Annotated in this window: 23 protein-coding genes and 1 tRNA gene; 12 read left to right on the forward strand and 12 right to left on the reverse strand. The window is 42.5% G+C overall.

Features of this window, described 5'->3' with window-relative positions:
* Positions 1-548: 548 nt before the first annotated feature.
* The 3 genes from BK820_RS01785 to BK820_RS01795 all read left to right on the forward strand — a co-directional run bounded on the left by BK820_RS01785 (position 549) and on the right by BK820_RS01795 (position 3,629).
* Entirely contained in the window at positions 549-1,535 is a 987-nt protein-coding gene (locus tag BK820_RS01785; protein ID WP_004810995.1) for a hypothetical protein, read from the forward strand.
* Positions 1,536-1,728: 193 nt separating this feature from the next.
* Entirely contained in the window at positions 1,729-2,250 is a 522-nt protein-coding gene (locus BK820_RS01790; protein ID WP_004810993.1) for a hypothetical protein, read from the forward strand.
* Between the two features lie 677 nt (positions 2,251-2,927).
* The gene (locus BK820_RS01795; RefSeq protein WP_228715830.1) at positions 2,928-3,629 is read left to right on the forward strand and encodes a DUF4145 domain-containing protein; all 702 of its coding nucleotides are present in this window, start codon (positions 2,928-2,930) and stop codon (positions 3,627-3,629) included.
* Positions 3,630-3,679: 50 nt separating this feature from the next.
* On the opposite strand, the gene gatB is transcribed toward BK820_RS01795, so the two are convergent.
* The 3 genes from gatB to gatC are packed head-to-tail and all read right to left on the reverse strand — an operon-like array spanning position 3,680 to position 7,000.
* The gene (gene gatB, locus BK820_RS01800) at positions 3,680-5,155 is read right to left on the reverse strand and encodes an Asp-tRNA(Asn)/Glu-tRNA(Gln) amidotransferase subunit GatB (RefSeq protein WP_071319926.1); all 1,476 of its coding nucleotides are present in this window, start codon (positions 5,153-5,155) and stop codon (positions 3,680-3,682) included.
* Positions 5,155-6,633: an Asp-tRNA(Asn)/Glu-tRNA(Gln) amidotransferase subunit GatA gene (gene gatA, locus BK820_RS01805; RefSeq protein ID WP_071319927.1), complete on the reverse strand. Its 1,479-nt coding sequence runs from the start codon at positions 6,631-6,633 to the stop codon at positions 5,155-5,157. Before gatA ends, gatB begins: the two co-directional genes overlap by 1 nt.
* Positions 6,634-6,685: 52 nt before the next feature.
* Positions 6,686-7,000, reverse strand: a complete 315-nt coding sequence (gatC, locus tag BK820_RS01810) for an Asp-tRNA(Asn)/Glu-tRNA(Gln) amidotransferase subunit GatC (protein WP_005221175.1) — start codon at positions 6,998-7,000, stop codon at positions 6,686-6,688.
* 133 nt (positions 7,001-7,133) lie between these two features.
* On the opposite strand from gatC, the gene BK820_RS01815 reads away from it, so the two are divergent.
* From BK820_RS01815 to BK820_RS15445, 6 genes are all read left to right on the forward strand, one after another.
* Positions 7,134-8,180, forward strand: a complete 1,047-nt coding sequence (locus tag BK820_RS01815; RefSeq protein WP_004893381.1) for a rod shape-determining protein — start codon at positions 7,134-7,136, stop codon at positions 8,178-8,180.
* A 16-nt stretch (positions 8,181-8,196) separates the two neighbouring features.
* The gene (mreC, locus tag BK820_RS01820; RefSeq protein WP_071319928.1) at positions 8,197-9,054 is read left to right on the forward strand and encodes a rod shape-determining protein MreC; all 858 of its coding nucleotides are present in this window, start codon (positions 8,197-8,199) and stop codon (positions 9,052-9,054) included.
* Positions 9,041-9,532 carry a rod shape-determining protein MreD gene (mreD, locus tag BK820_RS01825; protein WP_004893383.1) on the forward strand — a complete coding sequence of 164 codons (492 nt, stop codon included), beginning with the start codon at positions 9,041-9,043 and terminating at the stop codon, positions 9,530-9,532. The genes mreC and mreD overlap by 14 nt, the downstream gene beginning before the upstream one ends.
* Positions 9,520-10,086: a Maf-like protein gene (locus BK820_RS01830; RefSeq protein WP_005221179.1), complete on the forward strand. Its 567-nt coding sequence runs from the start codon at positions 9,520-9,522 to the stop codon at positions 10,084-10,086. The genes mreD and BK820_RS01830 overlap by 13 nt, the downstream gene beginning before the upstream one ends.
* Before the next feature lie 40 nt (positions 10,087-10,126).
* Positions 10,127-11,581, forward strand: coding sequence for a ribonuclease G (gene rng / locus BK820_RS01835; protein ID WP_004810976.1), 1,455 nt, complete (start codon positions 10,127-10,129; stop codon positions 11,579-11,581).
* Positions 11,582-11,716: 135 nt separating this feature from the next.
* Complete coding sequence (locus BK820_RS15445; protein WP_004810972.1) at positions 11,717-11,890, forward strand: PA1571 family protein; 174 nt, start codon at positions 11,717-11,719, stop codon at positions 11,888-11,890.
* 156 nt (positions 11,891-12,046) lie between these two features.
* Here the strand turns inward: BK820_RS15445 and BK820_RS01840 are convergent, their stop codons facing one another.
* Positions 12,047-13,429 carry a WS/DGAT/MGAT family O-acyltransferase gene (locus BK820_RS01840; RefSeq protein WP_071319929.1) on the reverse strand — a complete coding sequence of 461 codons (1,383 nt, stop codon included), beginning with the start codon at positions 13,427-13,429 and terminating at the stop codon, positions 12,047-12,049.
* Positions 13,430-13,907: 478 nt separating this feature from the next.
* Positions 13,908-14,642, reverse strand: a complete 735-nt coding sequence (locus tag BK820_RS01845) for a phosphoadenylyl-sulfate reductase (RefSeq protein WP_071319930.1) — start codon at positions 14,640-14,642, stop codon at positions 13,908-13,910.
* Between the two features lie 202 nt (positions 14,643-14,844).
* Here BK820_RS01845 and thrH point away from each other — a divergent pair, with 202 nt between their 5' ends.
* Positions 14,845-15,462 (forward strand): bifunctional phosphoserine phosphatase/homoserine phosphotransferase ThrH, encoded by a 618-nt coding sequence (gene thrH / locus BK820_RS01850; protein WP_004810966.1) that lies wholly within the window; start codon positions 14,845-14,847, stop codon positions 15,460-15,462.
* Between the two features lie 69 nt (positions 15,463-15,531).
* Here thrH and BK820_RS01855 read toward each other — a convergent pair whose 3' ends face one another.
* The 4 genes from BK820_RS01855 to BK820_RS01870 all read right to left on the reverse strand — a co-directional run bounded on the left by BK820_RS01855 (position 15,532) and on the right by BK820_RS01870 (position 20,235).
* Positions 15,532-16,752 (reverse strand): OmpP1/FadL family transporter, encoded by a 1,221-nt coding sequence (locus tag BK820_RS01855; RefSeq protein WP_071319931.1) that lies wholly within the window; start codon positions 16,750-16,752, stop codon positions 15,532-15,534.
* 325 nt (positions 16,753-17,077) lie between these two features.
* Entirely contained in the window at positions 17,078-18,370 is a 1,293-nt protein-coding gene (locus BK820_RS01860) for an OmpP1/FadL family transporter (RefSeq protein WP_004893390.1), read from the reverse strand.
* A 348-nt stretch (positions 18,371-18,718) separates the two neighbouring features.
* A tRNA-Arg gene (locus BK820_RS01865) sits at positions 18,719-18,791 on the reverse strand.
* A gap of 91 nt (positions 18,792-18,882) precedes the next feature.
* Positions 18,883-20,235 carry an amino acid permease gene (locus BK820_RS01870; protein ID WP_004810960.1) on the reverse strand — a complete coding sequence of 451 codons (1,353 nt, stop codon included), beginning with the start codon at positions 20,233-20,235 and terminating at the stop codon, positions 18,883-18,885.
* Between the two features lie 332 nt (positions 20,236-20,567).
* Between BK820_RS01870 and prpF the strand changes: the two genes are divergently transcribed.
* Together prpF and BK820_RS01880 are read left to right on the forward strand one after the other, a co-directional pair.
* Positions 20,568-21,767: a 2-methylaconitate cis-trans isomerase PrpF gene (prpF, locus tag BK820_RS01875; protein ID WP_071319932.1), complete on the forward strand. Its 1,200-nt coding sequence runs from the start codon at positions 20,568-20,570 to the stop codon at positions 21,765-21,767.
* A 244-nt stretch (positions 21,768-22,011) separates the two neighbouring features.
* Entirely contained in the window at positions 22,012-22,920 is a 909-nt protein-coding gene (locus BK820_RS01880) for a polyprenyl synthetase family protein (RefSeq protein WP_048881390.1), read from the forward strand.
* A 65-nt stretch (positions 22,921-22,985) separates the two neighbouring features.
* Here the strand turns inward: BK820_RS01880 and putP are convergent, their stop codons facing one another.
* The 3 genes from putP to BK820_RS01895 all read right to left on the reverse strand — a co-directional run bounded on the left by putP (position 22,986) and on the right by BK820_RS01895 (position 26,031).
* Positions 22,986-24,476: a sodium/proline symporter PutP gene (gene putP / locus BK820_RS01885; protein WP_071319933.1), complete on the reverse strand. Its 1,491-nt coding sequence runs from the start codon at positions 24,474-24,476 to the stop codon at positions 22,986-22,988.
* A gap of 215 nt (positions 24,477-24,691) precedes the next feature.
* Positions 24,692-25,546 (reverse strand): SPFH domain-containing protein, encoded by an 855-nt coding sequence (locus tag BK820_RS01890; RefSeq protein WP_071319934.1) that lies wholly within the window; start codon positions 25,544-25,546, stop codon positions 24,692-24,694.
* Positions 25,547-25,569: 23 nt separating this feature from the next.
* Positions 25,570-26,031, reverse strand: a complete 462-nt coding sequence (locus BK820_RS01895) for an NfeD family protein (RefSeq protein WP_004810952.1) — start codon at positions 26,029-26,031, stop codon at positions 25,570-25,572.
* Positions 26,032-26,057: the final 26 nt, after the last annotated feature.

The raw sequence follows: 26,057 nt of genomic DNA on the forward strand, positions 1-26,057 counted from the left end.
GGATTGGCCGGAGTATCCGATGAACGGTCAATTATAGGCAAAATATTTGTAAAACCTCCCAATTTGGGGATATTCAGTGAATATTCGCTTGACTAGAATCCTAAGGGCCAAACGTGTTTGGTACTTAATTTTCAACCCCGCTGACGTATAAAAATAATAAATGTACGTTGATGAAAATTAAGTATTTTAATGCTCATAAACTGAATGTGGATGGTGGAGAGTGGTTTGCTATACAAGTATAAAAGCTCGATCCAGCCTGCCAGATGAGTGACCAAAGAAGTACGTACTTCCTTCTTTGGTCTTTTTTCTTGAGCAGGTTTTATCTCAAAAATAATACTGCACCACATGAAAGTTAATGCAAATAATTTCAAAAATAACCATTAAAATGTCTCATAGTTATCATTTTTGATATTTTTAAATTTGAAAATAATTCTATTAATCAGATGCTTGTATTTGTTGTTTGCACAGTTTTGCATTATTTTATGTGAATGCTTTGGGTTGAGATATCTACGGTGAAACTGAAAGTATTTTTATTGATAACAATAACAATGAGCTTGGCAGCATGTAATAGCATGCAAGGCGCAAAGAAAAATATATTACATCCTTTTCACAGTCCCCAGGAACTGATTGTGAAACGGGGCATCAATCAGCCAGATGGCAAGGCGAAAGACTATGTCTATCTATGGGATCAACAACAGCGCCATAATACCACTCAGGCCATGTATCCACGTTCCGTCATGACGCAATATTGCCATGAACAGGGGGGTAAGTTATCCCTGCTATATAAGAGCAAATTTGGTCTGGTGAATGATTCTGCCCAGCGTACACGTCTCGCTGCAAATCAAGGTGTTGTACAGGGAATCGGTGCCTATAAATGTACGATGGGTGATCTTGCGGAAAGCTGGATTGTGTCGATTGAACCTGTTGCGGAACGTCAGGCAGAAAATAATAGCAAGACCCGTAGCGTTCGGTTACTGACCCGACTCATGAAAACAGCTGAAGCACATAATTTTTATCAGGCGGCTGCGAGCACTGCGAAGACAGCCAAGAAACAGGTCAATGTGGTGAAGGCAACGGCTACTGCCAAAACGTCTGTAGCAGCAAAACCAACGGCAGAACAGAAAGACCACGATCGTAAAGAGCTTGAGCGCAAAGAACTGGCCAAAGCCGAAGTCGAGAAGAAAGAGCCTAAGCCGGTGACAGTCACCACTCCACGTGCGAGTGTGAACGAAACCCCACAACAGCAGCAAATGAAGCTGTATGTGACTGCCCGGCGTGACATTAATAATGGTAGAAATTTGAATAATGCCTGTAATAATGCCCAGCGTGCTTATAACTATGGCAAGCAGCAAGGCACAGAAGGAACGCGGGTTTATACTGAATCCGGTATGTTGGTGGCGCGTTGTCTGACCAGTATTTCGACGTATAGCAGCCGTTTTCCAAATGCCAAAGGACAGGCTCAACGCGTCCTGAACGGACTGGCATCGCAATATAATCATGCGGGTGCAAAGAATATGTTGAAACAGCTCAATTAAAAGAATCTGACTTTAATCGATAAGAATGCCACGCTTTAGAAACGTGGCATTTTTATTTTGAAACTGGGTGAATGCCTAGCGTAATCAACGTGCCAAGTACTTTGCTAAAAATCAGATTGATTTTGCAATGCAATAACAGATGAACTGTTATGCTTTGTGGTACAAAGGGCAAACTGTTCATCGGAGTTTGCTTATGTCTCGCCATGTTTCCCCTGTAAGCCACAGATTTTCCCAAATCGTTCGTTCTGCGCTGATGGCAACTGTCTTGTTGGGAGTAGTGCAAATAGCAAATGCAGGCCCAACGGTCGATCAGCTCAGTAATTGTCTGGAGAGGTCTACTACAACTGCCGATAAAACCACGGTGATGCAATGGACCTTTGTAGCCTTGTCTGCACATCCGGACTTGAAAGCTTATAGCAATGTATCCGCCCAGCAGAAGGAAAGTCTGGATAAAAATCTGGCTTCAGTATTACAGCGTATTTTAGTTGAGCAATGTTCGGCACAAACCAAAGCGGTGATTCAGGCAGAAGGTCTGGAGGCTGTGGGGAATAGTTTTCAGGGACTCGGACGTAGTACGGGTGAGGAAATTTTAAAGAATCCTGAAATCAACAATCAGCTTAAAGGTATATTGCGTTATGTAGATTTGAATAAGCTGGTAACCACATTTTTAACGCCAGATATTTGGAATAAGTTGGGTTCGATAAGAGGGAATTAACGTATCTGTAAGACTTACTTGAATATTGCAATAACAATTCTAATGAGTCCGTAAATGGGATAGAAAATAAATTCGATACCATTTGGTAATCCTGATCCTCGCTGTTTTCTGCGAGGTTCGGGCTGCATTCTAGATAGCCATTTATGGCATTTTGGAATCAATAGCAAAATGGTAATGACCAGTGCAAATATGCCAATGGCAATTTGGATAAGGAAGAGCAAAAGTTTGGGTGTCATTTTTGTTTTTCTTAAATGTTTTTGATTTTATAGCATAAATATTAATCATCTCACAATTTTTAAGACCTCTCCCTAACCCTCATCCTTTCTTGCGCTTCGTCTTAAAAGAAGTGCTTTAAAACTTGCTCAGGAGAGGGAGGCTTTTAATAATCCTCTCCCTAGCCCTCTCCTTTAATAAAGGAGAGGGAACTGCGCGTATCTAATGGATTACGTGACAAAGTCTCCCTTTTTTAAAGGGAGATTTAGAGGGATTTAAATTCACGTATAAAAAATGACTTTGACAGTTGAACGCGCCCTAAGTCTTCGAGTTTGGCGAAAGAGGATACTTTTTTGATGGTCATATTCTTAAATGGCTTTCATACAATAGTTGAACTTTTTAAACTTGCTGATTGGTATTGATAAATGTTAAATAAAAGTATCTAAGTTCATAATAAAGTCAAAATGTCAGAAGAACCAAAGACAATTCTCAATCAAAAAAGTTTTAAATGTCCTCATTGTGGAGCTTTTGCTTATATGGAGTGGAATAACTTATATGTTATTTCACAAGATCCAGTGGGTAATGATTTTTATATTAGAACAAGGGTACATCAAGCTAATTGTGCTTCATGTGATAATAACAATATATGGTATAACCATGCGCCAGAGATGGATTGGTTGCCTCCAAATAATTTTCATGAGCCAAGAGATAATAATGAATTAACTAGATTGTATCCTATTCAAGAGATTGCGAATAAGGATATTCCAAATGCCAATGCTGATATGCCCGAAAATGTGAAAAAACTTTATATAGAGGCAGCCTTAATTTTTGAATTATCACCCCGTTCAGCTGCAGCATTGATTCGTTTAGCATTAGAAAAATTATGTCATCATTTAGATGTGAAGAGGAAAAATATTAAAGAGTCGATCGAAGAATTAGCAAAACAACAAATTATCCCAATAAAAGTTGCCCAAGCTGCAGATAATATTAGATTAATTGGTAACGCAAATGTTCATCCAGGAATTATTTGTGACGAAGTTCTAGAAGATATTAATCCAGCTATTTTCACCTATATAAATTTAATAGTGGATTATGCAATTACAAAGCCAAAGGAAATAGAGGAGATAAATGCACTATTTCCTGAACAAAAAAGAGCTTCAATTTAAATGTAAAAAAACCCGCTTTAAAGCGGGTTTCTTTATAAAGAAAGATCAAATCAACCAATCAACTTCTTCATCAATTCATTTACTTGCGCAGGGTTAGCTTTACCTTTTGCTGCTTTCATCACTTGACCAACAAGACCATTGAACGCTTTCTCTTTACCAGATTTGTACTCTTCAACCATCTTCTCGTTCGCAGCAAGCACTTCCTTAATAATCGCTTCAATTGCGCCTGTATCAGTTTCCTGTTTCAAGCCTTTTTCCGCAATAATCTCGTCCGCAGATTTGCCTTCGTCCCACATAAAGCCGAATACTTGTTTCGCAATCTTACCGTTAATCGTATTATCCACAATACGTGCGATCATACCGCCAAGTTTTTCAGCAGATACAGGCGATTCAGCTAAGTCTAAGCCTGCTTTGTTTAAAGCCCCTGAGAATTCGCCCATCACCCAGTTTGCAGACACTTTACCTTGTGCAGCACCGCCAGCAGCTTTAACGACTTCCTCATAAAATTCTGACATTTCACGAGTCAATGTAAGAACGTGAGCATCGTACTCAGTCACACCAAAGTCTGCCACGAAACGCGCACGACGTGCCGCAGGAAGCTCAGGCATGGTTGCTTTAATCGCTTCGATTTGCTCATCCGCAATCACCACGGGCAACAAGTCTGGGTCAGGGAAGTAGCGGTAATCGTTCGCTTCTTCTTTCGAACGCATAGAACGCGTTTCCATTTTTACAGGGTCGAACAAACGTGTTTCTTGGTCAATCGTACCGTCCCATTCCAGGATTTCCATTTGACGTTCAATTTCAACATTGATCGCTTGCTCAATGAAACGGAATGAGTTGAGGTTTTTCAATTCGCAACGTGTACCGAAGGGTTGACCCGGACGACGTAAAGACACGTTACAATCAGCACGGAATGAACCTTCCGCCATGTTACCATCAGAGATGCCTAACCAACGCACAAGTGTGTGAATCGCTTTAATGTAGGCAACCGCTTCTTCCACAGAACGCATATCGGGTTCAGATACGATTTCAAGTAAAGGTGTACCTGCACGGTTTAAATCGATGCCTGACATGCCTTCAAACTGGTCATGAATCGATTTGCCAGCATCTTCCTCAAGGTGAGCACGCGTCACACCAATACGTTTGGTTGTGCCATCTTCAAGCTGGATGTCGATATGACCCAAACCCACAATCGGGTTGTCCATCTGGCTGATTTGGTAGCCTTTTGGAGAGTCTGGATAGAAGTAGTTTTTACGGGCAAATACAGAAGCCTGGTCGATGTAAGCGTCAATCCCCAGACCAAAGCGAATCGCAAGATCAACCACTTCTTTGTTTAATACTGGCAATACGCCCGGCATCGCCAAATCTACAAGGCTGGCCTGAGTGTTAGGATCATTACCAAATTCAGTTGATGAACCCGAGAAGATTTTAGATTTGGTCGCAAGCTGAGTGTGAATCTCGATACCAATCACCACTTCCCAACCATCAATCAGGTTAGATTTTGGTTTAGCGTTGTTCTTCGCCATTATGCATTCTCCTCAGCAATTGCAGCGCGTTTTGTATGCCAATCTGTTGCTTGTTGATACTGGTGTACCACAGACAACAGTTGAGATTCTGACCAGTAGTTACCAATCAGCTGTAAGCCAACCGGCAAGTTGTTATGGTCAAAACCAACAGGCGCGTTAATCGCAGGAAGACCTGCCAGGTTTACCGCAAGCGTATAAATATCGCCCAGATACATTTCAACTGGAGTCAAATCCGCACCGATTTTATATGCTGTAGTTGGCGCAGATGGGGCAGCGATGACATCGACAGATTCGAATGCTTTCAAGAAGTCTTGTTGAATCAAGCGACGTACTTTCTGTGCTTTTACATAATATGCATCGTAATAACCAGCAGACAGGGCATAGGTACCAATCAGGATACGACGCTGAACTTCAGCACCGAAACCTTCTGAACGGGAACGTTTATACAGGTCGAGAAGATCTTTAGGCTCTTCACAACGGTAGCCATAACGAACGCCGTCATAACGAGACAGGTTTGAAGAAGCTTCGGCAGGTGCGATCAGGTAATACGTTGGAACATAGGCTTCTGTCATGTCGAGATCAATCTCAACCAGCGTTGCGCCCATTTCTTCCAGTTTTTTTAAGGATTCTTCAACGCGTGCTTTTACATCAGCGGCAAGACCTTCAACATTGAAGTACTGTTTTGGAATACCAATACGTAGGCCTTTCACAGAGGTGCCGTTCAGGTTTGCTACATAATCATCCACTTCTTTTTCCATTGAAGTAGAGTCTTTAGCATCGTGACCGGCCATGACATTCATCAGGTAAGCACAGTCTTCCGCAGAACGTGCCATTGGACCACCTTGATCCAGTGATGATGCGTACGCGATCATACCGAAACGCGATACACGGCCATAAGTCGGTTTCAGACCAGTCAGACCACAGAAAGAGGCTGGCTGACGGATCGAACCACCAGTATCAGTACCGGTTGCAAATGGTGCCAGATCAGCCGCTACAACCGCAGCAGAACCGCCTGAAGAACCGCCCGGAACATGATCCAGTGCCCAAGGGTTTTTGGTCGCGCCAAAGTAAGATGATTCGGAAGTTGAACCCATGGCGAATTCGTCCATGTTCACTTTACCAAGCGTCACCAGGCCCGCAGCTGTACCTTTCGCTACAACGGTCGCGTCGTAAGGAGAGATAAAATTGTCCAGCATTTTAGAACCAGCAGTCGTTTTAATGCCTTGGGTACAGAAGATGTCTTTATGTGCAATTGGCACACCAGTCAGCACATTTGCGCTACCAGCACGACGCAGTGCGTCAGCAGCATCGGCTTGTGCCAGTGCTTGCTCAGCGGTCACAGTCACGTATGACTTCACTTGAGCATCCACTTTTTCGATGCGTTTTAAGTAATGTTCAGTCAATTCGCGTGATGAAAATTTAGCATTGGCCAAACCTTCGGTAAGTTCACGAATTGATAGGCGGTGTAAATCTGTCATGAGAAATAATTCTTTACGTTTAATTTAATAAAAAGATTGAACTGGATATTAATTACTCAATCACGCGTGGGACGAGATACAAACCGTCCTGTACAGCTGGCGCAACTGCCTGATATTCATCACGGTGATTACTTTCACTCACTACATCTTCACGTAATGGCTGAGGATGGTCGAAAGGGCTTTTTAATGGTTCAACACCGTCAGTATTGATACCTTTCAGCGTTTCCATCATGCCTAAAATTTTATTTAAACTTTGAGCATATTCAGCAGATTGCGTATCATTCAGAGATAATCGTGCAAGGTTCGCAATAGCTGAAACTGTTTCTGCATTTAAATCTGCAGAATGCTGTGCATCCGATGTAGACATAACATTACCTAATCAGTATTAAAAAAAAATCAAATTATCATGCGTTATGATAAGCGATTGACTTGTCCAAAGCATCACATTTAGTTAAAGTTGCCACCTTGCGTCCATATAAAGTTTAATTGAGAACGTCCCCGTGATTCTAAAACGACTAATAGGCTTGTTTTCGCCAGATCTAGCCATTGATTTAGGTACTGCAAATACACTTATTTATGCGCCAGGACGAGGCATTATATTAAATGAACCGACGGTTGTAGCAATCCGTCATAGTGGTTCACAAAAAATTGTTGCTGCCGTAGGTCTTGACGCGAAACAAATGCTTGGTCGTACCCCGGCAAATATTTCAGCAATCCGCCCGATGAAAGATGGCGTGATTGCAGACTTTGAAGTCACTGAAACCATGTTGAATCAGTTCATCGGCAAGGTTCACGAAAAACGTTTATTCCCGCCTGCACCACGTGTTGTGGTGTGTGTTCCATGTAAATCTACTCTGGTTGAACGTCGTGCGATCCGTGAAGCCGTGTATAACGCTGGCGCGCGTGAAGTACGTTTGATTGAAGAACCGATGGCAGCTGCAATTGGCGCTGGCATGCCGGTAGAGCAGGCATGTGGTTCAATGGTTGTGGACGTGGGCGGTGGTACAACAGAAATCGCGATCATCTCACTGCAGGGCTGTGTCTATGCAGACTCATTGCGTATTGGCGGTGATGTATTTGATGAACAGATCATTAACTACGTGCGTAAAGCACATGGTTGCGTGATCGGTGAAACGACTGCCGAAATTATTAAAAAAGAAGTCGGTATGGCGCTTCCGGATGAAGGTGCAAAACCACTGGAAATTGAAGTTCGTGGTCGTAATCTGGCTGAAGGTGTACCGCGTGCAATTACGGTGACTTCTGATGAAGTGACTCAGGCAATTTCTGACCCATTGCAATATATCGTGTCTGCTGTGAAATCTGCACTGGAGCAAACCCCTCCTGAACTGTCTTCAGACATTGCTGAGCGCGGGATCGTATTGACGGGTGGTGGTGCATTACTACGTAACCTGGACAAGCTTCTTGCTAAAGAAACTGGTCTTCCTGTCGTGGTTGCAGAAGATCCGCTGTCATGTGTAACACGTGGTGGCGGTAAGGTTCTCGAATTCTTCGATAACCCAAATCATGACATGTTATTCGTAGGCTAAGAACAGGACACGGCGGGTGCAAACACATCTGTTTTCTCGACAACCGCCATCTTTTCGCTCATTCATCATTGCGTTGGTGACCTGTCTGGTGGTGCTTTTCTTTGATTGGCGCATGCCTCATCTGGTTCAACCTGCAAGGGATGTGCTGAATGCGGCATATAATCCGATATATGCTGTGGCCAGTTATCCTGTATTGTCGCGAGAATGGCTGAATCAACAAACCAAGTCTGAAGCACAACTGCGTCGTGAAAATACCGCGATGCAGGCTGAGCTGTTACAGGCGCAGGTACGCTTACAGAAAATTTCTGAACTGTCTGCTGAAAATACCCGTCTGCGCGGGCTACTGGACACGCCTTTAATTATTGATGGACGTATGGAAATTGCAGAAGTGATTGGTACTGATGCCGATCCGCTACGTCATATCATCGTGATTAACCGGGGTTCTAACAGCCACCTACGGATAGGGCAGACTGTGCTGGATGACAAGGGGATCATGGGACAGATCATTAGTGTCTATCCGCACAGTAGCCGTGTCATGCTGCTCTCAGATAAAGAACATTCACTTTCAGTACGTCTGGAACACACCGGCATGCGTGCCATCGTCTCGGGGACGGGTGATCTTGGGCGTCTGAAAATGGAATATGTACCGACCAGTGCCAACATCAAAGTCGGTGAAAAAGTTTATAGCTCAGGTTTGGGACAGCATTTCCCCGCAGGTTATCTGGTTGGCACCGTCTCTAAAGTACAACGTCATAATTCAGGTGAATTTGCCCAGATTGATGTGATTCCGGCAGCACAGCTGGCTGGTGGTCATCATGTGGTGGTACTGTTCTCTGATTCATTAGCGATGGAGCAGCCACATGTCGATCGCTAAAATGCAGTCCAGAACCCATCGGGATCCCTTGTTCCCGATTATTATTTCAGTAATTTTTGCCTCGGTTCTGGTGGTCTATCCTTTATCTTATTCGCTCTCTGGCTGGCGTCCGCAGTTTATGCTGATGGTGATGCTGTTCTGGGTACTCTGCCAGCCGACCTGGTGTGGGATCTGGTTTGCGTTCAGTACCGGGATTTTGCTGGATCTGCTATTGGATGCACCTTTGGGTCTGAATGCGCTGAGTTTTATTATTATTGCCTTTATGGCGCGCTTCCTGACCCGTGAGCGCCGTATCCTGACTTTTAGCAATCTTTGGATTATTGCTACATTGGCACTCGTTGCCCATCTGATGCTGACCTTCTTTGCTCAGATCATTAGCGGCGTGCAGTTCTCGATTCCACGTCACTGGCTACCGATACTGACTAGCGTTATGGTATGGCCTGTTCTATATTATCTGCTCAGAAAATGGCGCATCTGATTCTGGCCTCCAGTTCACCTCGACGCCGTGAACTGCTGCAACAGTTGGGACTGGAGTTCGAGATTTACAGTCCTGATATTGACGAATCCGTATTGCCCAATGAGTCAGTTACGGCTTATGTTGAGCGTTTGGCACGTGCCAAAGCGGATGCCGTGGCCGAGCGTTATCCAGATGCAATTATCATTGCCGCGGACACCAGTTTGGGGGTTGATAACGAGATTCTGGGTAAGCCTGAATCCAAACAGCATGCCTTTGTAATGTGGGCTAAAATATCAGGCCGTAAACATGATGTATTTAGCGGTGTCTGCGTACGCACAAAAAATGAAAAATACAGTATAGTGGTAAGAACACAGGTTGAATTTCAATCACTCACCACCCATGATATGGAAATTTATTGGGCGACTGGTGAACCGGTAGGCAAGGCAGGCGGTTATGCCATTCAAGGCATTGCAGCACGTTATATCCCCGCGATTCAGGGGAGCTACTCTAATGTAGTCGGTTTGCCCCTATATGAAACGGTACAGTTATTACAGACGGTTAAAGCACTAAATTAACTGCTGAAAAAAGAATTCTTATAATGTTTTGAGTGTTGTTATGTCTGACGAGTTATTGATTAACTTCACACCGATGGAATGTCGTGTGGCGTTAATCGAAAACGGCACGGTGAACGAACTGTTCATCGAGCGTACCGCGAAGCGCGGTCTGGTGGGGAACGTATATAAAGGCAAAGTGGTCCGTGTCCTGCCAGGGATGCAGGCTGCTTTTGTCGATATTGGTCTGTCACGTACTGCTTTTTTGCATATCAATGATATGGTCTGGCCGCGTCAGCAGCCGACACCGAATGTGTTTGAATTACTGCAGCCAGGTCAGATTCTGACGGTGCAGGTGATGAAAGACATGCTCGGGACCAAAGGCGCACGTCTTTCAACTGATCTCTCCATTCCTTCACGTTACCTGGTTTTGATGCCTTATGGCAATCATATTGGCGTATCGCAACGAATTGAATCTGAAGAAGAACGTAACCGTTTACGTTCGATTATTGAACGGATTCAGGCTCAGCATAAACTGCCCGGTTCGGTGATTGTCCGTACTGCGGCAGAAGGCATTGATGAAGCTGAAATTGCCCAGGACATGGCTTATCTGGCTAAGCTTTGGGACTACATTCAGCGCAAACAGAAGAGCATTGCCGTTCCATCACTGATCTTTGAAGAACTGCCGCTGCCACAGCGTGTGATTCGCGATCTGGCCAATGAAAACACTGCCAAAATCTATGTCGATTCACGTGAAATCCACGGCAAACTGAAAGAGTTTGTTAAAGAATTTGTGCCAAGCATGAATGATCGTTTGCTGCACTATCCAGGCGAGCGCCCGATTTTTGACTTATATAATGTTGAAGATGATATCCAGAAGGCTCTACAAACCCGTGTGGCACTGAAATCTGGTGGCTATCTGATGATTGATCAGACTGAGGCCATGACCACGATTGATGTCAATACCGGTTCCTATGTCGGCGGTCGTTCACTGGAAGATACCGTTTTTAAAACCAACATGGAAGCGACTGAGGTGATTGCACGTCAGTTACGACTGCGTAATCTGGGTGGGATCATTATTATTGATTTCATTGACATGCAGGAAGCACAGCATCGTGACGAAGTGATGAACCAGTTCGAAAAAATGCTGGAACGTGATCATGCCAAAACCAAGATTACCCAGGTATCTGAACTGGGTCTGGTCGAAATGACGCGTAAACGTACCCGTGAATCTCTAGAACACCTGTTATGTGAATCCTGTCCAACCTGTCAAGGACGTGGATATGTCAAAACAGCAGAATCAGTGTGTTACGAAATATTCCGTGAAATTTTACGTTACGCACGCGCTTATCAATCACAAAGTGGATTTACTGTAGTGGCACATCCGTCAGTGATTGATCGACTGCTGACTGCAGAAGCCCCGGCTGTGGCGGATCTGGAACACTTTATTGATCGCGTGATTAAGTTCCAGGTTGAAAATTTATATACGCAAGAGCAATACGATATCATTCTCAGCTGAAATTGTAACAGAATATCGTAAAACCCTTGTTACAACTGGAATTTTACAAGCGCAGGTGAATTCTGAATACTAGACACATCCAGTAGCCAAAGCCAATCTCCCAATATTTTGGCTTAGCAAAAAATGAGGTGTGTCATGAGTATAAGTAAAGCAGTTATTAATAAGGGTCTAAAACACGTGCTTGAACCGAAAACTGTCCACGCGGGATACATTGTGGACGAACGCGGCAATGAAGTTCAGATTACTTCATCTATGATCCGTACGGTCTGCCATCAGCTATTAAAACAATGTCGTACTGTGAAAAGTTAAAATTTGAATATTGCTTGATTGATTTGAATAAAAAATAATCAAATAAAAATAAAGGGGCACCATATGCCCCTTTATTATTGCATGAAATTATTGGCAAAAATGTTCATACTTATTTTTGCATAGAAACTTAGTTTTGGTTTTAGTCTTCATCGCAGTCTAACTTACTGCTGCGAGCTTTGGGGTTTTGCCACCATCGACAATCCGTTCAAAACGCTGGATTTCGTCCTCAAGATGAGTAAGGAGATTCTGCATTTTAGGCAGGGAATTACGGCAGGCGGTCAGACCTACTTCAAGTTTGTCTAAATAACTGGTCATGGTGATATTGAGTGCCTGACCATCGAGCACGATAGAGGCAGGGTAGAGAGCTTCCAGACGGGCACCATTCCAGTACAGCGGTTCTTGTGGACCTGGAACATTGGAAATCACCAGATTAAATGCCTGGCGTTTTGGCATCAGACCTGATGCAATATTTAAACCTGCAGCCCCATAAACAAAAGCACTATAGTTCAGAATCTGATTGGCATTCATACGCTTAAAACGTTCTTTGGCATTCAGTACGCTACGACGTACGATCTTGAGACGTTCTAAGGGATCTTCCTTATGCGTACCCAGATTCGCCAGAATCATGGTAATACGGTTTGATACATCAGAGTCATCAGAACGTACAGAAGCCGGTACCATGGCAATCAACGGTTTCTTCGGTAGAGCCTCTTGGCTGATTAAATATTCACGTAAGGCACCGGAACAGATTGCCAGCACGATATCGTTAATGGTTACACCCAAGGCTTTAGAAATACGACGAAGACGCTCAAATTCAAAGGATTGCGCAGCAAATCGGCGTGATGCACTGACACGTTGATTTAGAATGGATGAAGGGGCCTGGAAACTGGAGACATAATCAGGATTACGTCCCATGTCTTTTAATACAGTTTGCGACAGCTCATAGATGACACGCGGAGTAGATTCCAGCTGTCCTTTCAGCGTAGATAAAACGCCTTTAATGCGACTAACTTTTGGTGCTTTCAGGCGCTTGGCACGTGGTCCTTCTACACACCATGGTGGCACAATACTTTTTCCATGTGGATCATGAGACAGTGATTTCTCTACCAGACGCATACCCGCAATGCCATCGACCATGGCATGGTGGATTTTAAAATACATCGCGAAACGATTACCTTCTATTCCTTCAATGATATGACAGGTCCAGAGTGGTTTGGCACGGTCAATCAGAGCACTATGTTCCTGTGAAATATAGGTGAGTAATTCACGGATGCGACCCGGTTTTGGCAGGGCAATATGCCGGAAATGATGATCCAGATCGAACTGTTGATCTTCGTCCCAGAACAAGCCATTTAAATAATTATTGAAAGGTGGGATTGGAATAGATTTGGAAGTGCGGATATCACGCACCAATTCCTGAATAAAAGTTGCCGGTGCATTATCGGGAATCTGAAATAAAAAAAGACCACCTACATGCATAGGTTGCTGCCGTTTCTCTAAAGATAAAAAAATAAGATCAATTGGATGTAATGGACGCATAGCGTGGATTGCCTCACTGCACTCTATATGGCTGTTCTCTATCTGAAAAGCCTTGTTAGAATTATTGCTTTAGTAAAGAAAGTATAGCTGTTTTAACGTAGAAATGAACTGCTTAATCTTAATCTGTTAAGTTAAAAAGTAATAATTGACATGGAGGTTTATATCTTCCTAAGTTTTTGAAATGTGAAAATTTTAGTTTTTAAAGCTACTGCTGAAAATACATTTTTTAGGTCTGGTGGGAGTATAACTGAATAATTATGCATCATTAAAAGAATGGTATTGAGTTCAATTTCACATTTTTTTGCAAATAAATCTATTCAATAACATTTTATAAATTCTTTGATAATCCTCAGGATCTTTCCTGATGAATGGTAAAAGAGGAGACTTTAAATCTTGTCACCAAATGTAAGAATCGTAGTTAAAAAGGCTATCCTGATTCAGGATAGCCTCTTACAAATATACACAGTCTGATTTAATTTTACTTTTTCAGGTTGCCTGCATGTAAGCCGCATTCTTTATGTGTTGCTTCTTCCCACCACCAGCGACCTTCACGTTCATGCTGGTTCGGTAAAATGGGACGAGTACATGGTTCACAGCCAATAGAAATAAATCCTTTCTCATGCAATGGGTTATATGGAATTTCCATCATACGGATATAACTCCATACATCGGCACTCGACCAGTTGGCAAGTGGATTGTATTTAATCAGCTGTTTACCGGGACCTGAAAAACCTGGATCTGCTTGAACCACCGGAATTTCATTCCGTGTACCCGGGCTCTGGTCTTTACGCTGACCGGTAATCCAGCCATCAAGTGTTGCAAGTTTTTTTCGTAATGGTTGAACCTTTCGGATGCCACAACATTCCTGATGACCATCTTGATAGAAACTGAACATCCCTTTACGAGTAGTCAAATTTTCAATGGCTTCACGTTCAGGAAAACAGATTTCAATATCAATATTATAGTGTTTTCGAACTTGTTCGATAAATTGATAGGTTTCAGCGTGCAAGCGGCCTGTATCCAGACTAAAGACACGGAAAGGTTTACCGAGGTGGGAAGCCATGTCAATCAGTACAACATCTTCTGCACCAGAAAATGAAATGGCAATTTCACCTGGTTGATTCAGGGCAAGTGCCAAAATTTCACTTGGAGATTTATCAGCATATTCAGATGCAAGCGCATCCACAATATCAATAGTAGGAATAGTAGTCATGAGAATCCTGGCGATATAGGCTTGGAATGACTCTGCCTATATTAATTAATTTCACATGTATTTTAATAGAAGAGAATTAGTAGGCTTATCACTAAAAAATAAATACTTATGAAAAAAATAGATTTAAAAAAGAACAATGCAAAATATGAATCTTCAGCTATGATATGGAAAATTTTTTAGATGATAACTGAGGGGAATATTCATGGAAGTCGTATGTCTGGATCTTGAAGGTGTATTAGTTCCTGAAATTTGGATTAATTTTGCAAAGAAAACAGGCATTAAAGCGCTTGAAGCAACGACTCGTGATATTCCTGACTATGATGTGTTGATGACACAACGTCTGAATATTCTGAAAGAGCATGGCTTGGGTCTGAATGATATTCAGGAAGTGATTGCAGATATGGGGCCATTTGAAGGCGCCAAAGAATTTGTAGAATGGGTAAGCACTCATTTCCAACTGATTATTTTATCTGATACTTTCTATGAATTTGCGCATCCTTTAATGAAGCAGTTGGGCTGGCCAACAATTTTCTGTCATAAACTTGAAACTGATGAAAAAGGCATGATCACCGCGTACAAACTGCGTCAGCCAGATCAAAAACGTCAAGCGGTAAAAGCATTACATGGCCTGAACTTCCGTGTGATCGCAGCAGGGGATTCTTATAATGATACAACCATGCTGGGTGAAGCGGATCACGGTTTCCTGTTTGATGCACCGGAAAATGTGATTGCTGAATTCCCGCAATTCCCACCGATTCATGGTTATGCAGCGTTGAAAGAAGCCATCCGTAATGCTTCAATCCGTAATATTCCAGCTTAAGTGTTAAAAGCTGAATGAAATAAAAAAGGCGCTTGAGGCGCCTTTTTTATTTTGAGGATATAGCCTGAATTAGAAGCGGTAACCGATCTTTATGCCATATGCCCATGCATTATTATCTTCAAATTCACCTAATGGATTTCCTCCTGTCTGTGCAGTCGCATCACCTAACCAAAGGTGTTTTACACCAGCCTGGATAAAGTAATTTGCAGCAGGGCTATATTGAGCACCTAGACCTAAACTCCAATAGCCTTCAGTTGGGCCAAGTGTTGTCACAGGATTACCTGCACCTGAATCCCAGCCTACTGAAGTAGATGCTGACCATTTGTCATTAAACTTATGACCGACACCGATATTTGCAGACCATTGATCGTCAGAGTAATCGATAAGATTATTCCCTGAATTAGCTTTTAAGAATACAGGAGTTACAGCAAATTGATCCCAATGTACCCAACGTATATTAGCAAAAGCGATGGTATTTTGTGCAACACCAGACTGGAAATCTAAATTCACAGATTGTGGTGTAATTGCATCTACGCGCTCATTACTCATAGGAACAGTAGTACCTGCAGGTACAGTGAATCCCGGTGCTAAGGTAGTAGACTGAGCAAAGGTAAAACTTTCAGTTCCTGTTGCCTTATGTTTAATTTCAGAACGATAAGTTACAGAGGCTTTTAAAGCAATTTCAGGAATAGAATAAGCAAAACCTGCTAACCAGCCATATGCTTCTTTTTCATCGATTTTAATATTGTATCCACTTAATGCTTTTGTTGGATCTAAAGGAGAAATATAAGCGGCGCCTCGTAAAGAGATATCAGCCTCTACTGTTTGCCATACTGGTCCGGCATATAAATTCCAGTTTTCATTCGGTTGATAACCGATGAGAGCTGTAATATTTTGGGTTTTTACTTCAACTTTTGTTCCTTCACCAGCAGCAGAGAAGCTAGATAATGGTCCGTTAGTAGAATAGCTTGCATCTGCACCATAAGGCTGATCGTAAATTAAACCGAGTGAAATTTTATCAGTCGCTTGTACTTTAATTGCTGTGTTGACGAAATAGTAATCTTCAGCCATATCGTCAATTTTTTCACCATTAAAGCTGTTACCAAGTGAACGCACACTTGACTTGCCCTTGACATCCGGATCAAGTACAGAAATTCCAGCTTCAGCATAGTTACCAGGCTGTAAAAAAGCTTGAATAGATTGACCTGAACGGTCTAAACCACCTGCAAAAACTGCTGTAGTTGGAAGAGTTGCAAGTAATATTGCAGTAGAAATCGGCTTAAGCTTCATGGCTCGTCCTTGAATGTTTCATAAAGATAATAAAAAAGTTGTGGAAAAGTAACATAAAATTAAAAAGAGTAAATGCTCAGCTTCGATGAAGATTTGAACTGAGTAGTAATTAAAATAGAAGAAGTTAGAGTTTTTGTACTAAAAATACGATGTTAAATATGTGAATTAAATAATATTTTAGTGTGATGAATTGGCTAAAATGACACGTAAATAATTTAAAAGTTAAGTGATGTTTAAATCATCAAATAGTTTACAAGTGTATAAAAATAAATTCATAGCAATAAAAAAACCACCCGAAGGCGGTTTTTTTATTAAATTGACTGAATTAGAAACGGTAACCAATTTTTAGACCATAACCCCAAGCATCGTTATCTTCAAAGTCAGCTACATATGAATTAGAACCAAAATCGGACGCCGCTTGAGCTTTTGCATCGCCTAACCAGAAGTATTTAACACCACCAGCAATGAAGTAGTTTGATGCAGGACTAAATTGTAGGCCTAAACCAAGATTCCAATAACCTTCAGTTGGACCTAAAGTAGACACTGGATTACCAGAACCTGAATCCCAGCCTACAGAAACATTACCTGCCCACTGCTCAGAAAATTTACGGCCTAGACCAACAGTAGCAGAGATTTGGTCATCAGTATAAGAAACGACATCAAAGCCATTTGGATTGTTAGGAGTAGCACCAGCTGCGCCTAAAGCTCTTGAAACTTGTTCAAACTGTTGTGGACGAATAGAGAATTCTTTCCAGTTCACCCAACGAAGATTAGCAAAGGCAACCGTGTCAGCCATTACACCTGTCTGGAAATCAAGATTTACAGATTGAGGAGTAGAAATTTCAGTATTTGTATTTACATTATAAAGTGCAGCAGCAGGGTTTTGCGTTACTAAAGCTAAAATATCACTACGACCATACTCATTTGTTTTCAAATCATGATCAATTTCAGAACGATAAGTTAGTGATGCTTTTAGAGCAATTTCAGGAATCTGGTAAGCAATACCTGCTAACCAACCTACAGCACTATCATCGTCCATGTTAGCATTGTATTGACCTAAGGCAGTTGTGCTACCATATGCTAAACCACGTAGTTGAACATTACCTTCAACTGTCTGGTATACAGCACCACCATAAATATTAAAATTTTCAGTAGGTTGATAACCTACGAGCATAGTAATATTTTCTGATTTAACTTCTACTTCTGTGCCTTCTGTTCCGTTATGGAAAACACCACCACCTAAAGGATTTAGATAAGTATCAGTAGAGTAGGTTGCTTTTGCACCAAATGGTTGATCGTAAATCAAACCAAATGAAAAATTATCAGTTAACTGAAACTTTAAGGCTGCACTTGGAAAATAGTAGTCATCAGCCATCTCACCCACTGAAGTGCCGCGGTAAGCAGGAGCTAAAGGTGCAGCCGTTCCACCTGGTGTCCAATTATTTTGAACTTTACCAGATACTGATGGATCTAAAACAGAAATCCCTGCTTCAAAATAGTTACCTGGCTGTAAAAATGCTGCGATAGATTGACCAGAACGGTCGATAGCTGCAGCAAATGCGCCTGACATAGGTAATGCTGCTAAAATCATTGCTGTACTAAGCGCTTTTAATTTCATTATTCATCTTCCCTTGAGGTACAAATTTGGGTATTTAAAACGTTTTTTCGGTATTAGCTTGGTATTGTTTTTGGAGTCATTCCTATGCCTTCAATGGCTGATTTGTTACTCCATGTGACAAAAATAACACAATATAAAAAAGAGTAAATGCTCTAGTTTGAATGAGTAGTTCAAAAAAACATCAAATTAGAGTAAAAATACTAATTGAAAAGTAATGTAAGGATATAAGTTTTTGAAATTTAAAAATTTAATTAGAAATAGAGAGATAGTAAAAAAAATGAAAAAAATATAGATTTATTGAATTATTGCTTAAATTTTTTGTTAATTAGTTCACATATTTGAAATATGTGCGCCCTGCGGGACTCGAACCCACGTCGGTCGCTTAGGAGGCAACTGCTCTATCCAGTTAAGCTAAGGGCGCAAAACGATCCCTAATCTACTCCAAAAAAGACGAAAAAAAAAGTTATTGCCGAAGCAATAACTTTAAAAAATAGTCAATTAAAACTTTTTAATTAATTTTTGGTCTTGAGCAGTTTAAACAGGATAAACATGATCACGACCCAAATCGGAAGCATGTATACAGATTCCTGGAAGCCCTGAGTCCACATAATGTAAAGAATAGTCGCAATAAAGCCTAATACAAGTATGTTACTTGCTGGAGACCAAAGTGCTGGAAATTTGGTTTTTTCCCCAACTTTTTTCATTGCCTGAATAAACTTGAAATGTGTCAGTGAAATCATTGCCCAGTTCAAGACCAAGGCACCTACCACCACATAGATCAGATGGCTTAAAGCATCTTCTGGTACAAAGTAGTTCAACAGTACGCAGCCAAAAATCAAAGCAGCAGAGAAGAGTACTGCAGGAATTGGCGTACCTTGTTTATTTACTTTCAGGAAGAGCTTCGGTGCATTGCCTTGTTTGGCCAGACCGTAAAGCATGCGGCTATTGGCATACATACCACTGTTATATACAGACAGTGCAGCAGTTAGAATAATGAAGTTTAGCAGGTGGGCTGCCCAGTCAATACCTAGCTGACTGAAAATCATTACGAATGGACTTTTATCCAGACCGCCGAGTTCCAACTGGTTCCAAGGCACTAATGATAACAAGATGGTCAACGCACCGACATAGAAAATCAGAATACGGAAAACAACCTGGTTAATCGCTTTAGGAATGGTCTTTTCCGGATTCTCCGCTTCTGCTGCTGCCATACCAATCAGTTCAATCCCACCAAAGGCGAACATGAGGAAGGCCAGCATGAAGAATAAACCTTCAAAGCCATTTGGGAAGAAGCCACCTGCGGTCCATAAATTGCTAAAAGATGCAGTAGATGAAGCATCTGCAGTCAGGATCAGGTATAAACCAAAGACAATCATCGAGATGACCGCAGTCACTTTAATGATTGAAAGCCAGAACTCTGATTCACCGTAGAATTTCACATTGCCGAGGTTGACCAGGGTAATCACAATGAAGAAAAACAGCACCGATGCCCAGGCAGGAATATGTGGCCACCAGTAGTTAATATATTTTGCGACAGCGGTAAGCTCGGTCATTGCGACCAGGATATACAGGATCCAGTAGTTCCAGCCCGCGAGGAAGCCAGGGAATTTACCCCAATATTTATAAGCAAAATGGCTGAAAGAACCTGCAACAGGTTCATGAACAATCATTTCACCCAATTGACGCATAATAAGGAAAGCAATTAAGCCACCAATGGCATAGCCCAGAATAATCGAAGGACCAGCGGATTGGATCACCTGTGCGGAACCTAAGAATAAGCCTGTGCCAATTGCACCGCCCATGGCGATCAACTGAATATGACGGTTCTTTAAGCCACGCTGAAGTTGTGAAGACTCGTTATTCAAAGTATTCAGCCCGACAATGTAAAAATAAGTTGAAAGATTGTAATTGATCAGTCAAAAGAAGCCTAGTAGAAGCCTTGAATGAAAAATTATTATCAGATTAATAAAAAATTATTATAAAAATAAATTAAATAAAAGATAAATGAATCAATATATTAATTTTATTGAATCTGATATTCCTCATCGAATATTAAAAAGACAGCCGTTGTATATGTTGTTTTTTTATACAAAGGTCTTGCAGTCAATTTATCACGATATAAATATACTATACTCAAATTCAACCTCAGTTACATTGCATTTACAAAATAAAGATCAGACAAAGGAAGATAATAACGATGAGTTTTGCCCCGCAAATTAAGATTCCAGCTACCTATATGCGTGGCGGTACCAGTAAAGGTGTATTTTTCAAGCTGGAAGATCTTCCACCTGCAGCACAACAGCCGGGCAAAATCAGAGACCAGTTACTCTTACGTGTGATTGGTAGCCCAGATCCTTATGGCAAGCAGATTGATGGGATGGGGGGAGCCAGTTCCAGTACCAGCAAAACGGTCATTCTGTCTAAAAGCCAGCAACCTGATCATGACGTAGATTATCTGTTTGGACAGGTTGCAATTGACCGACCTTTTGTCGACTGGAGTGGTAACTGCGGCAACCTGACAGCAGGTGTAGGTTCATTTGCGATTAGCAATGGTCTAGTGGATTCCTCTCGTATTCCGGAAAACGGCATCTGCACAGTACGGATCTGGCAGGTCAATATTCAGAAAACCATTATTGCCCATGTGCCAATTGTGAAGGGGCAGGTACAGGAACTGGGTGATTTTGAGCTGGATGGTGTCACCTTCCCAGCGGCTGAAGTTCAGATCGAATTTCTGGACCCTGCCGATGATGATGCCGAGGGTGGAGCCATGTTTCCGACAGGTCATTTAGTTGATCAGCTGGTTGTTCCAGAATACGGTACCTTTGAAGCAACTTTGATCAATGCGGGTATTCCGACAATTTTCCTGAAAGCTGAAGACCTGGGCTATCAGGGCACAGAGCTACAGGAAGATATTAATAGTGATCCGGTAGCGCTCGCTAAATTTGAAACCATTCGTGCTTATGGCGCATTAAAAATGGGGCTGATTTCAGATATTACTGAAGCAGCTCAACGTCAGCATACGCCGAAAATTGCTTTTGTGTCACAATCTAAAGCTTATGTGTCTTCAGGGGGTAAAGCGATCACCGAATTAGATACCGATGTATTGGTACGTGCCTTATCGATGGGTAAGCTGCATCATGCCATGATGGGAACCGTCGCGGTTTCGATTGGCACTGCAGCTGCGATTCCAGGAACATTGGTAAATCTGGCAGCAGGTGGGGATGAGCGTGAAGCGGTGCGATTTGGTCATCCATCAGGGACTTTGCGCGTTGGCGCACAAGCTACTCAGGAAAATGGTGAATGGAAAGTGAAGAAAGCCATCATGAGCCGTAGTGCGCGTGTCTTGATGGAAGGCTGGGTACGTGTGCCTGCAGATGTGATAAAAGAACACAACTGATGCCTTGAGTTTTAGCCATATAAAAACCATTGTCCGCGCAATGGTTTTTATATTCAGGGCAGCACCTTTAACATTCTAGATAGCTTCTTCTCATTAAAAATGCTCTTGACTCTTGATAGAGCAAAATCAGCAGACGATTTCAAGCTGATAATTCAGGATATTTAGAGGTACAATGCAGGAATAAAGCGGCAAGTTCTTTATTCTTGTCATCGAAAATATATTGAACAACCAATCTGAGGCGAATGTGTCATCTACAACTGAGCTGTCAACCCATGCATTAACTCAAGCACAACATCGTATTCAACAGGACCTATTGACAGCATTAGATGCTTTTGCCATTCCTGAGCCGCTGAAATCGGCTGTACACCATGCAGTGATGCTGGGTGGAAAACGTGTACGTCCAGCCTTGTGTTATGCCACAGCCGCGCTTAAACCGAATCAGAATACTGCTGCTGTGCGTCGTGCTGCAGTCGCAATCGAGTTCATTCATTGCTATTCACTAGCTCATGATGATCTGCCTTGTATGGACAATGATTTGCTGCGTCGTGGACAACCAACTTGCCATGTTGCCTTTGGTGAAGATACCGCGTTGCTTGCTGGCGATATTCTGCAATCCATGGCTTTTGAAATTTTAGGCAGCCGTCTGTTTGATCAGGACCCTGCAGTTGAGCCAGCAATTGTATTAAAGCAAATGCAGATTCTGGCTACAGCATCTTCCAAGATGGTCAATGGTCAGGTTTTAGATCTGCAGTCTGAAGGAAAACGAATTGACCAGGAAGCATTAGAAACCATTCACCGTAATAAGACCGGTGCACTGATTAGCGCCGCGATTATGATGGCAGCGGTGACGATTTTTGAAGGTACGGATCTGGCGATTCCGAAACTGCGTGAATTTGGGCAGGCCATTGGTCTGGCTTTCCAGGTACAGGACGATATTCTGGATATCATTTCTGATACTGAAGTATTAGGAAAAACGGCAGGCAAGGATGAACAGGTAGAGAAATCGACTTATCCTGCGCTTATGGGACTCGAGCAGGCAAAACAGTATGCTAAGCAGTTGCATGATCAAGCCTTAAATGCTTTGGCTCACTTCGAAGGTCAGGCTGAAGAATTGACTCAGATTACACAGTTTTTGTTACATCGCAAAAGTTAATTTTCATAGGGATGTAGTGCATAAAAAAGAGGACATTCAGTCCTCTTTTTTTATTTCAGCTCATTTTATTGGCTTTCATTGTACAGACGTTCTGCCTGTTCAAAACGGTCAGTAATTTCTTCTGTCGGCGCTTTGCCGATCAAGCTCACCACAATAATAGTGATCATTGAACAGATAAAACCTGGAATGATTTCATACAGTCCAGTCGCAGCAAACAGATTTTTCCATAGGATCACAACAGTTGCACCCACAATCATACCGGCCAAGGCACCATTCAGGGTCATGCGTTTCCAGAACAGTGACAGGATAATCAATGGACCAAATGCAGCACCAAAACCAGCCCAAGCATAAGCAACCAGACCAAGCACTTTAGATTCCGGATTACCCGCCATCCAGATCGCAAGCAGGGCAATCAATAGCACCATCAAACGGCCGACCCAAACCAGTTCTTTCTGAGAGGCATTTTTACGCAGAAAAGATTTATAGAAGTCTTCAGTCAAAGTACTTGAGCACACCAGTAACTGACAGCTGAGTGTACTCATTACCGCAGCCAGAATTGCAGCCAGAACCACACCGGCAATCCATGGATTGAACAGAATTTTAGTCAGCTCCATAAATACGGTTTCAGGATTGGCATTGACCACACTTGCCAGTTCTGAATGTGCCTGGAAGTAAGCAATGCCAAAAAAACCGGCTGCAACCGCACCACCCAGACACAGTATCATCCATGTCATGCCAATACGACGTGCATTCGGAATCGATTTCACCGAATCTGCTGCCATGAAACGCACCAGAATATGCGGTTGACCAAAGTAACCCAGACCCCAAGCCAGTAAGGAAATAATCGCAACAAAGCTCAGATCACCCATGACATTCATGGCTTGTGGACGAGCCGCTTCAAGTGCCAAAGTGATTTGTGACATATCGGAGAAAGATAAAATAGCCACAATTGGTGTCAGCAACAAAGCAAAGATCATCAGACCCGCCTGAATCGTATCAGTCCAGCTGACAGCCAGGAAGCCACCAATGAATACATAACTGATCGTCGCAATCGCACTAATCCAGAGGGCAGTACTGTATGGCAGTTCAAACATGCTTTCAAACAGACGTGCACCTGCGACCATGCCTGAAGCACAATAAATTGCGAAGAAAATCAGGATCACGAATGCAGAAACCACACGCAGAACTTTTTTCTGGTCGTTAAAGCGGTTCGAGAAATAATCTGGCAAGGTCAGTGCATTGTGCTGTACTTCAGTATGTACACGTAAACGTCCAGCCACCAAGAGCCAGTTCAGCCAGGCACCGATAATCAGGCCAATCGCAATCCACATTTCAGACAGACCTGAAAGATAAATTGCCCCAGGCAGACCCATCAGCAGCCAGCCGCTCATATCGGAAGCACCAGCAGAAAGTGCAGTGACAAAACTACCTAAACGTCGGCCCCCTAAGATGTAGTCGGAAAAGTTTGTTGTCGCGCGATAAGCCATCAGGCCAATTATGATCATGGCAACAATATAAAATAGAAAGGTGATTAAGGTTGGATTTAGGGAGCTCATACGGTATCCATTTTTAAGTTGGACAGTAGATCGAAATAAGGATTATGGCAAATGTTATGGTCTTTAATCCGAAAGTCATGCAACATTAAATCCAGAAGATTTCAAAAATAAACGCGAAATTTAACCATAATTTCACAATCTTTGCTGAGATTTTCTTGATTTAAATGAAAATAGGCAGTCATTCGACTGCCTATTTGATTCATATTTCTTAACAGTTAATTGTTGCGACCCATAACGCCACGAATGGTATTCATAATATCTGCTGGCAAGACCACAGTCTTGGCATTTGGAGATTTCGCTATATCCTGCATGGCTTTTACATATTGCTCGCCAAGTAAGTAAGCCACAGGAATTTCTTTATCACCAATCGCCTGAGTCACCATATCAATAGCACGCTGTGAAGATTCAGCCAATACCACTTGTGCTTGCGCATCACGACGTGAGGCTTCAAGACGACCATCTGCTTCCAGAATGGCTGCCTGTTTTTCACCATCGGCTTTAGTTACTGTGGCACGACGTTGACGTTCAGCCGCTGCCTGTTCTTCCATCGCTGCCTGCATGGTATGCGATGGTTTGATGTCCTGGATTTCTACGGTTTTCAGGGTAATCCCCCAATCTGAAATATCATCCGAAATACTGGCTTTCAAACGTGCCTTAATATGATCACGAGATGACAAGGCATCATCCAGATCCATTTCACCGACAATCGAACGCAATGAAGTCTGAACCAGGTTCTGAATCGCCCAAGAATAGTTTTCAATCCCGTACACGGCTTTTTCAGGTGTAGTCAGGTTAATATAAGCTACGGCATTCATCAGCAAGACTGCATTATCACGGGTAATCACTTCCTGGGAAGGAATATCCAGCACGATATCTTTGGTCGTCACTTTATAAGCAACTTCATCGATATAAGGAATCACGAAGTTCAAGCCAGGATTCAGGGTAGAATGGTATTTACCCAGACGCTGTACAATCCATTTATAGCCTTGAGGAACAATTCGTACACCTTTGAAGATGGTGACGGCCACAAAGACCAGCAGGGCCAATACAATAATAGAACTTATACTCATGTCTTTTTCACCTTTTCCTTTTCTTAATTATTGCTATGTGGCTGTACCACCAGGTCATTGCCGAGAATATCGACCACACGAACCCGGTCGCCAACTTGTACCGGACTGAGCGTACGACATTCCCATTCATCTGAACCGAGGACAGGGAGTGGAAAGCGGACTTTGACTTGACCGTGATCCAGATTGGTTTGAATCACCATCCCCACCTGACCAATAGTTGCTTCACGTGACAGTCCGGCTTTGGTCTTGTCTGTAGACAGCGGTTTAATAAACTTGAACCAGGCCAGAGTACACAGCACAGAGAGAACGATCCAGGTCAGCAGCTGCGTGGTCAGTCCCATCATCGGGAACATCCAGTACAGAATACCCACCATAATGGCCCCAATACCAAACCAGAGTGCAGCAAATGCTGGCAGAATTAACTCTGACAGAATCAGGATAATGCCAAGTACAAACCAGTGCCACGGTTCAAGAACAAATTGCATAAATTAACCTATGTAATTCAAAATTA

It is taken from the genome of Acinetobacter sp. LCT-H3 (genome assembly GCF_001866125.1).
GTDB classification, from domain to species: Bacteria; Pseudomonadota; Gammaproteobacteria; order Pseudomonadales; family Moraxellaceae; genus Acinetobacter; species Acinetobacter schindleri.

What these genes read in the sequence shown, in the direction of transcription:
- BK820_RS01895 (WP_004810952.1), bottom strand. Translation starts at nt 26,031, where the DNA reads ATGCAATTTGTTCTTGAACCGTGGCACTGGTTTGTACTTGGCATTATC.
- BK820_RS01890 (WP_071319934.1), bottom strand. Translation starts at nt 25,546, where the DNA reads ATGAGTATAAGTTCTATTATTGTATTGGCCCTGCTGGTCTTTGTGGCC.
- thrH (WP_004810966.1), top strand. Translation starts at nt 14,845, where the DNA reads ATGGAAGTCGTATGTCTGGATCTTGAAGGTGTATTAGTTCCTGAAATT.
- gatA (WP_071319927.1), bottom strand. Translation starts at nt 6,633, where the DNA reads ATGACAGATTTACACCGCCTATCAATTCGTGAACTTACCGAAGGTTTG.
- prpF (WP_071319932.1), top strand. Translation starts at nt 20,568, where the DNA reads ATGAGTTTTGCCCCGCAAATTAAGATTCCAGCTACCTATATGCGTGGC.
- BK820_RS01790 (WP_004810993.1), top strand. Translation starts at nt 1,729, where the DNA reads ATGTCTCGCCATGTTTCCCCTGTAAGCCACAGATTTTCCCAAATCGTT.
- BK820_RS01855 (WP_071319931.1), bottom strand. Translation starts at nt 16,752, where the DNA reads ATGAAGCTTAAGCCGATTTCTACTGCAATATTACTTGCAACTCTTCCA.
- BK820_RS01840 (WP_071319929.1), bottom strand. Translation starts at nt 13,429, where the DNA reads ATGCGTCCATTACATCCAATTGATCTTATTTTTTTATCTTTAGAGAAA.
- BK820_RS01860 (WP_004893390.1), bottom strand. Translation starts at nt 18,370, where the DNA reads ATGAAATTAAAAGCGCTTAGTACAGCAATGATTTTAGCAGCATTACCT.
- BK820_RS01785 (WP_004810995.1), top strand. Translation starts at nt 549, where the DNA reads ATGAGCTTGGCAGCATGTAATAGCATGCAAGGCGCAAAGAAAAATATA.
- putP (WP_071319933.1), bottom strand. Translation starts at nt 24,476, where the DNA reads ATGAGCTCCCTAAATCCAACCTTAATCACCTTTCTATTTTATATTGTT.
- rng (WP_004810976.1), top strand. Translation starts at nt 10,127, where the DNA reads ATGTCTGACGAGTTATTGATTAACTTCACACCGATGGAATGTCGTGTG.
- BK820_RS01845 (WP_071319930.1), bottom strand. Translation starts at nt 14,642, where the DNA reads ATGACTACTATTCCTACTATTGATATTGTGGATGCGCTTGCATCTGAA.
- BK820_RS01830 (WP_005221179.1), top strand. Translation starts at nt 9,520, where the DNA reads ATGGCGCATCTGATTCTGGCCTCCAGTTCACCTCGACGCCGTGAACTG.
- gatB (WP_071319926.1), bottom strand. Translation starts at nt 5,155, where the DNA reads ATGGCGAAGAACAACGCTAAACCAAAATCTAACCTGATTGATGGTTGG.
- BK820_RS01795 (WP_228715830.1), top strand. Translation starts at nt 2,928, where the DNA reads ATGTCAGAAGAACCAAAGACAATTCTCAATCAAAAAAGTTTTAAATGT.
- gatC (WP_005221175.1), bottom strand. Translation starts at nt 7,000, where the DNA reads ATGTCTACATCGGATGCACAGCATTCTGCAGATTTAAATGCAGAAACA.
- mreD (WP_004893383.1), top strand. Translation starts at nt 9,041, where the DNA reads ATGTCGATCGCTAAAATGCAGTCCAGAACCCATCGGGATCCCTTGTTC.
- BK820_RS15445 (WP_004810972.1), top strand. Translation starts at nt 11,717, where the DNA reads ATGAGTATAAGTAAAGCAGTTATTAATAAGGGTCTAAAACACGTGCTT.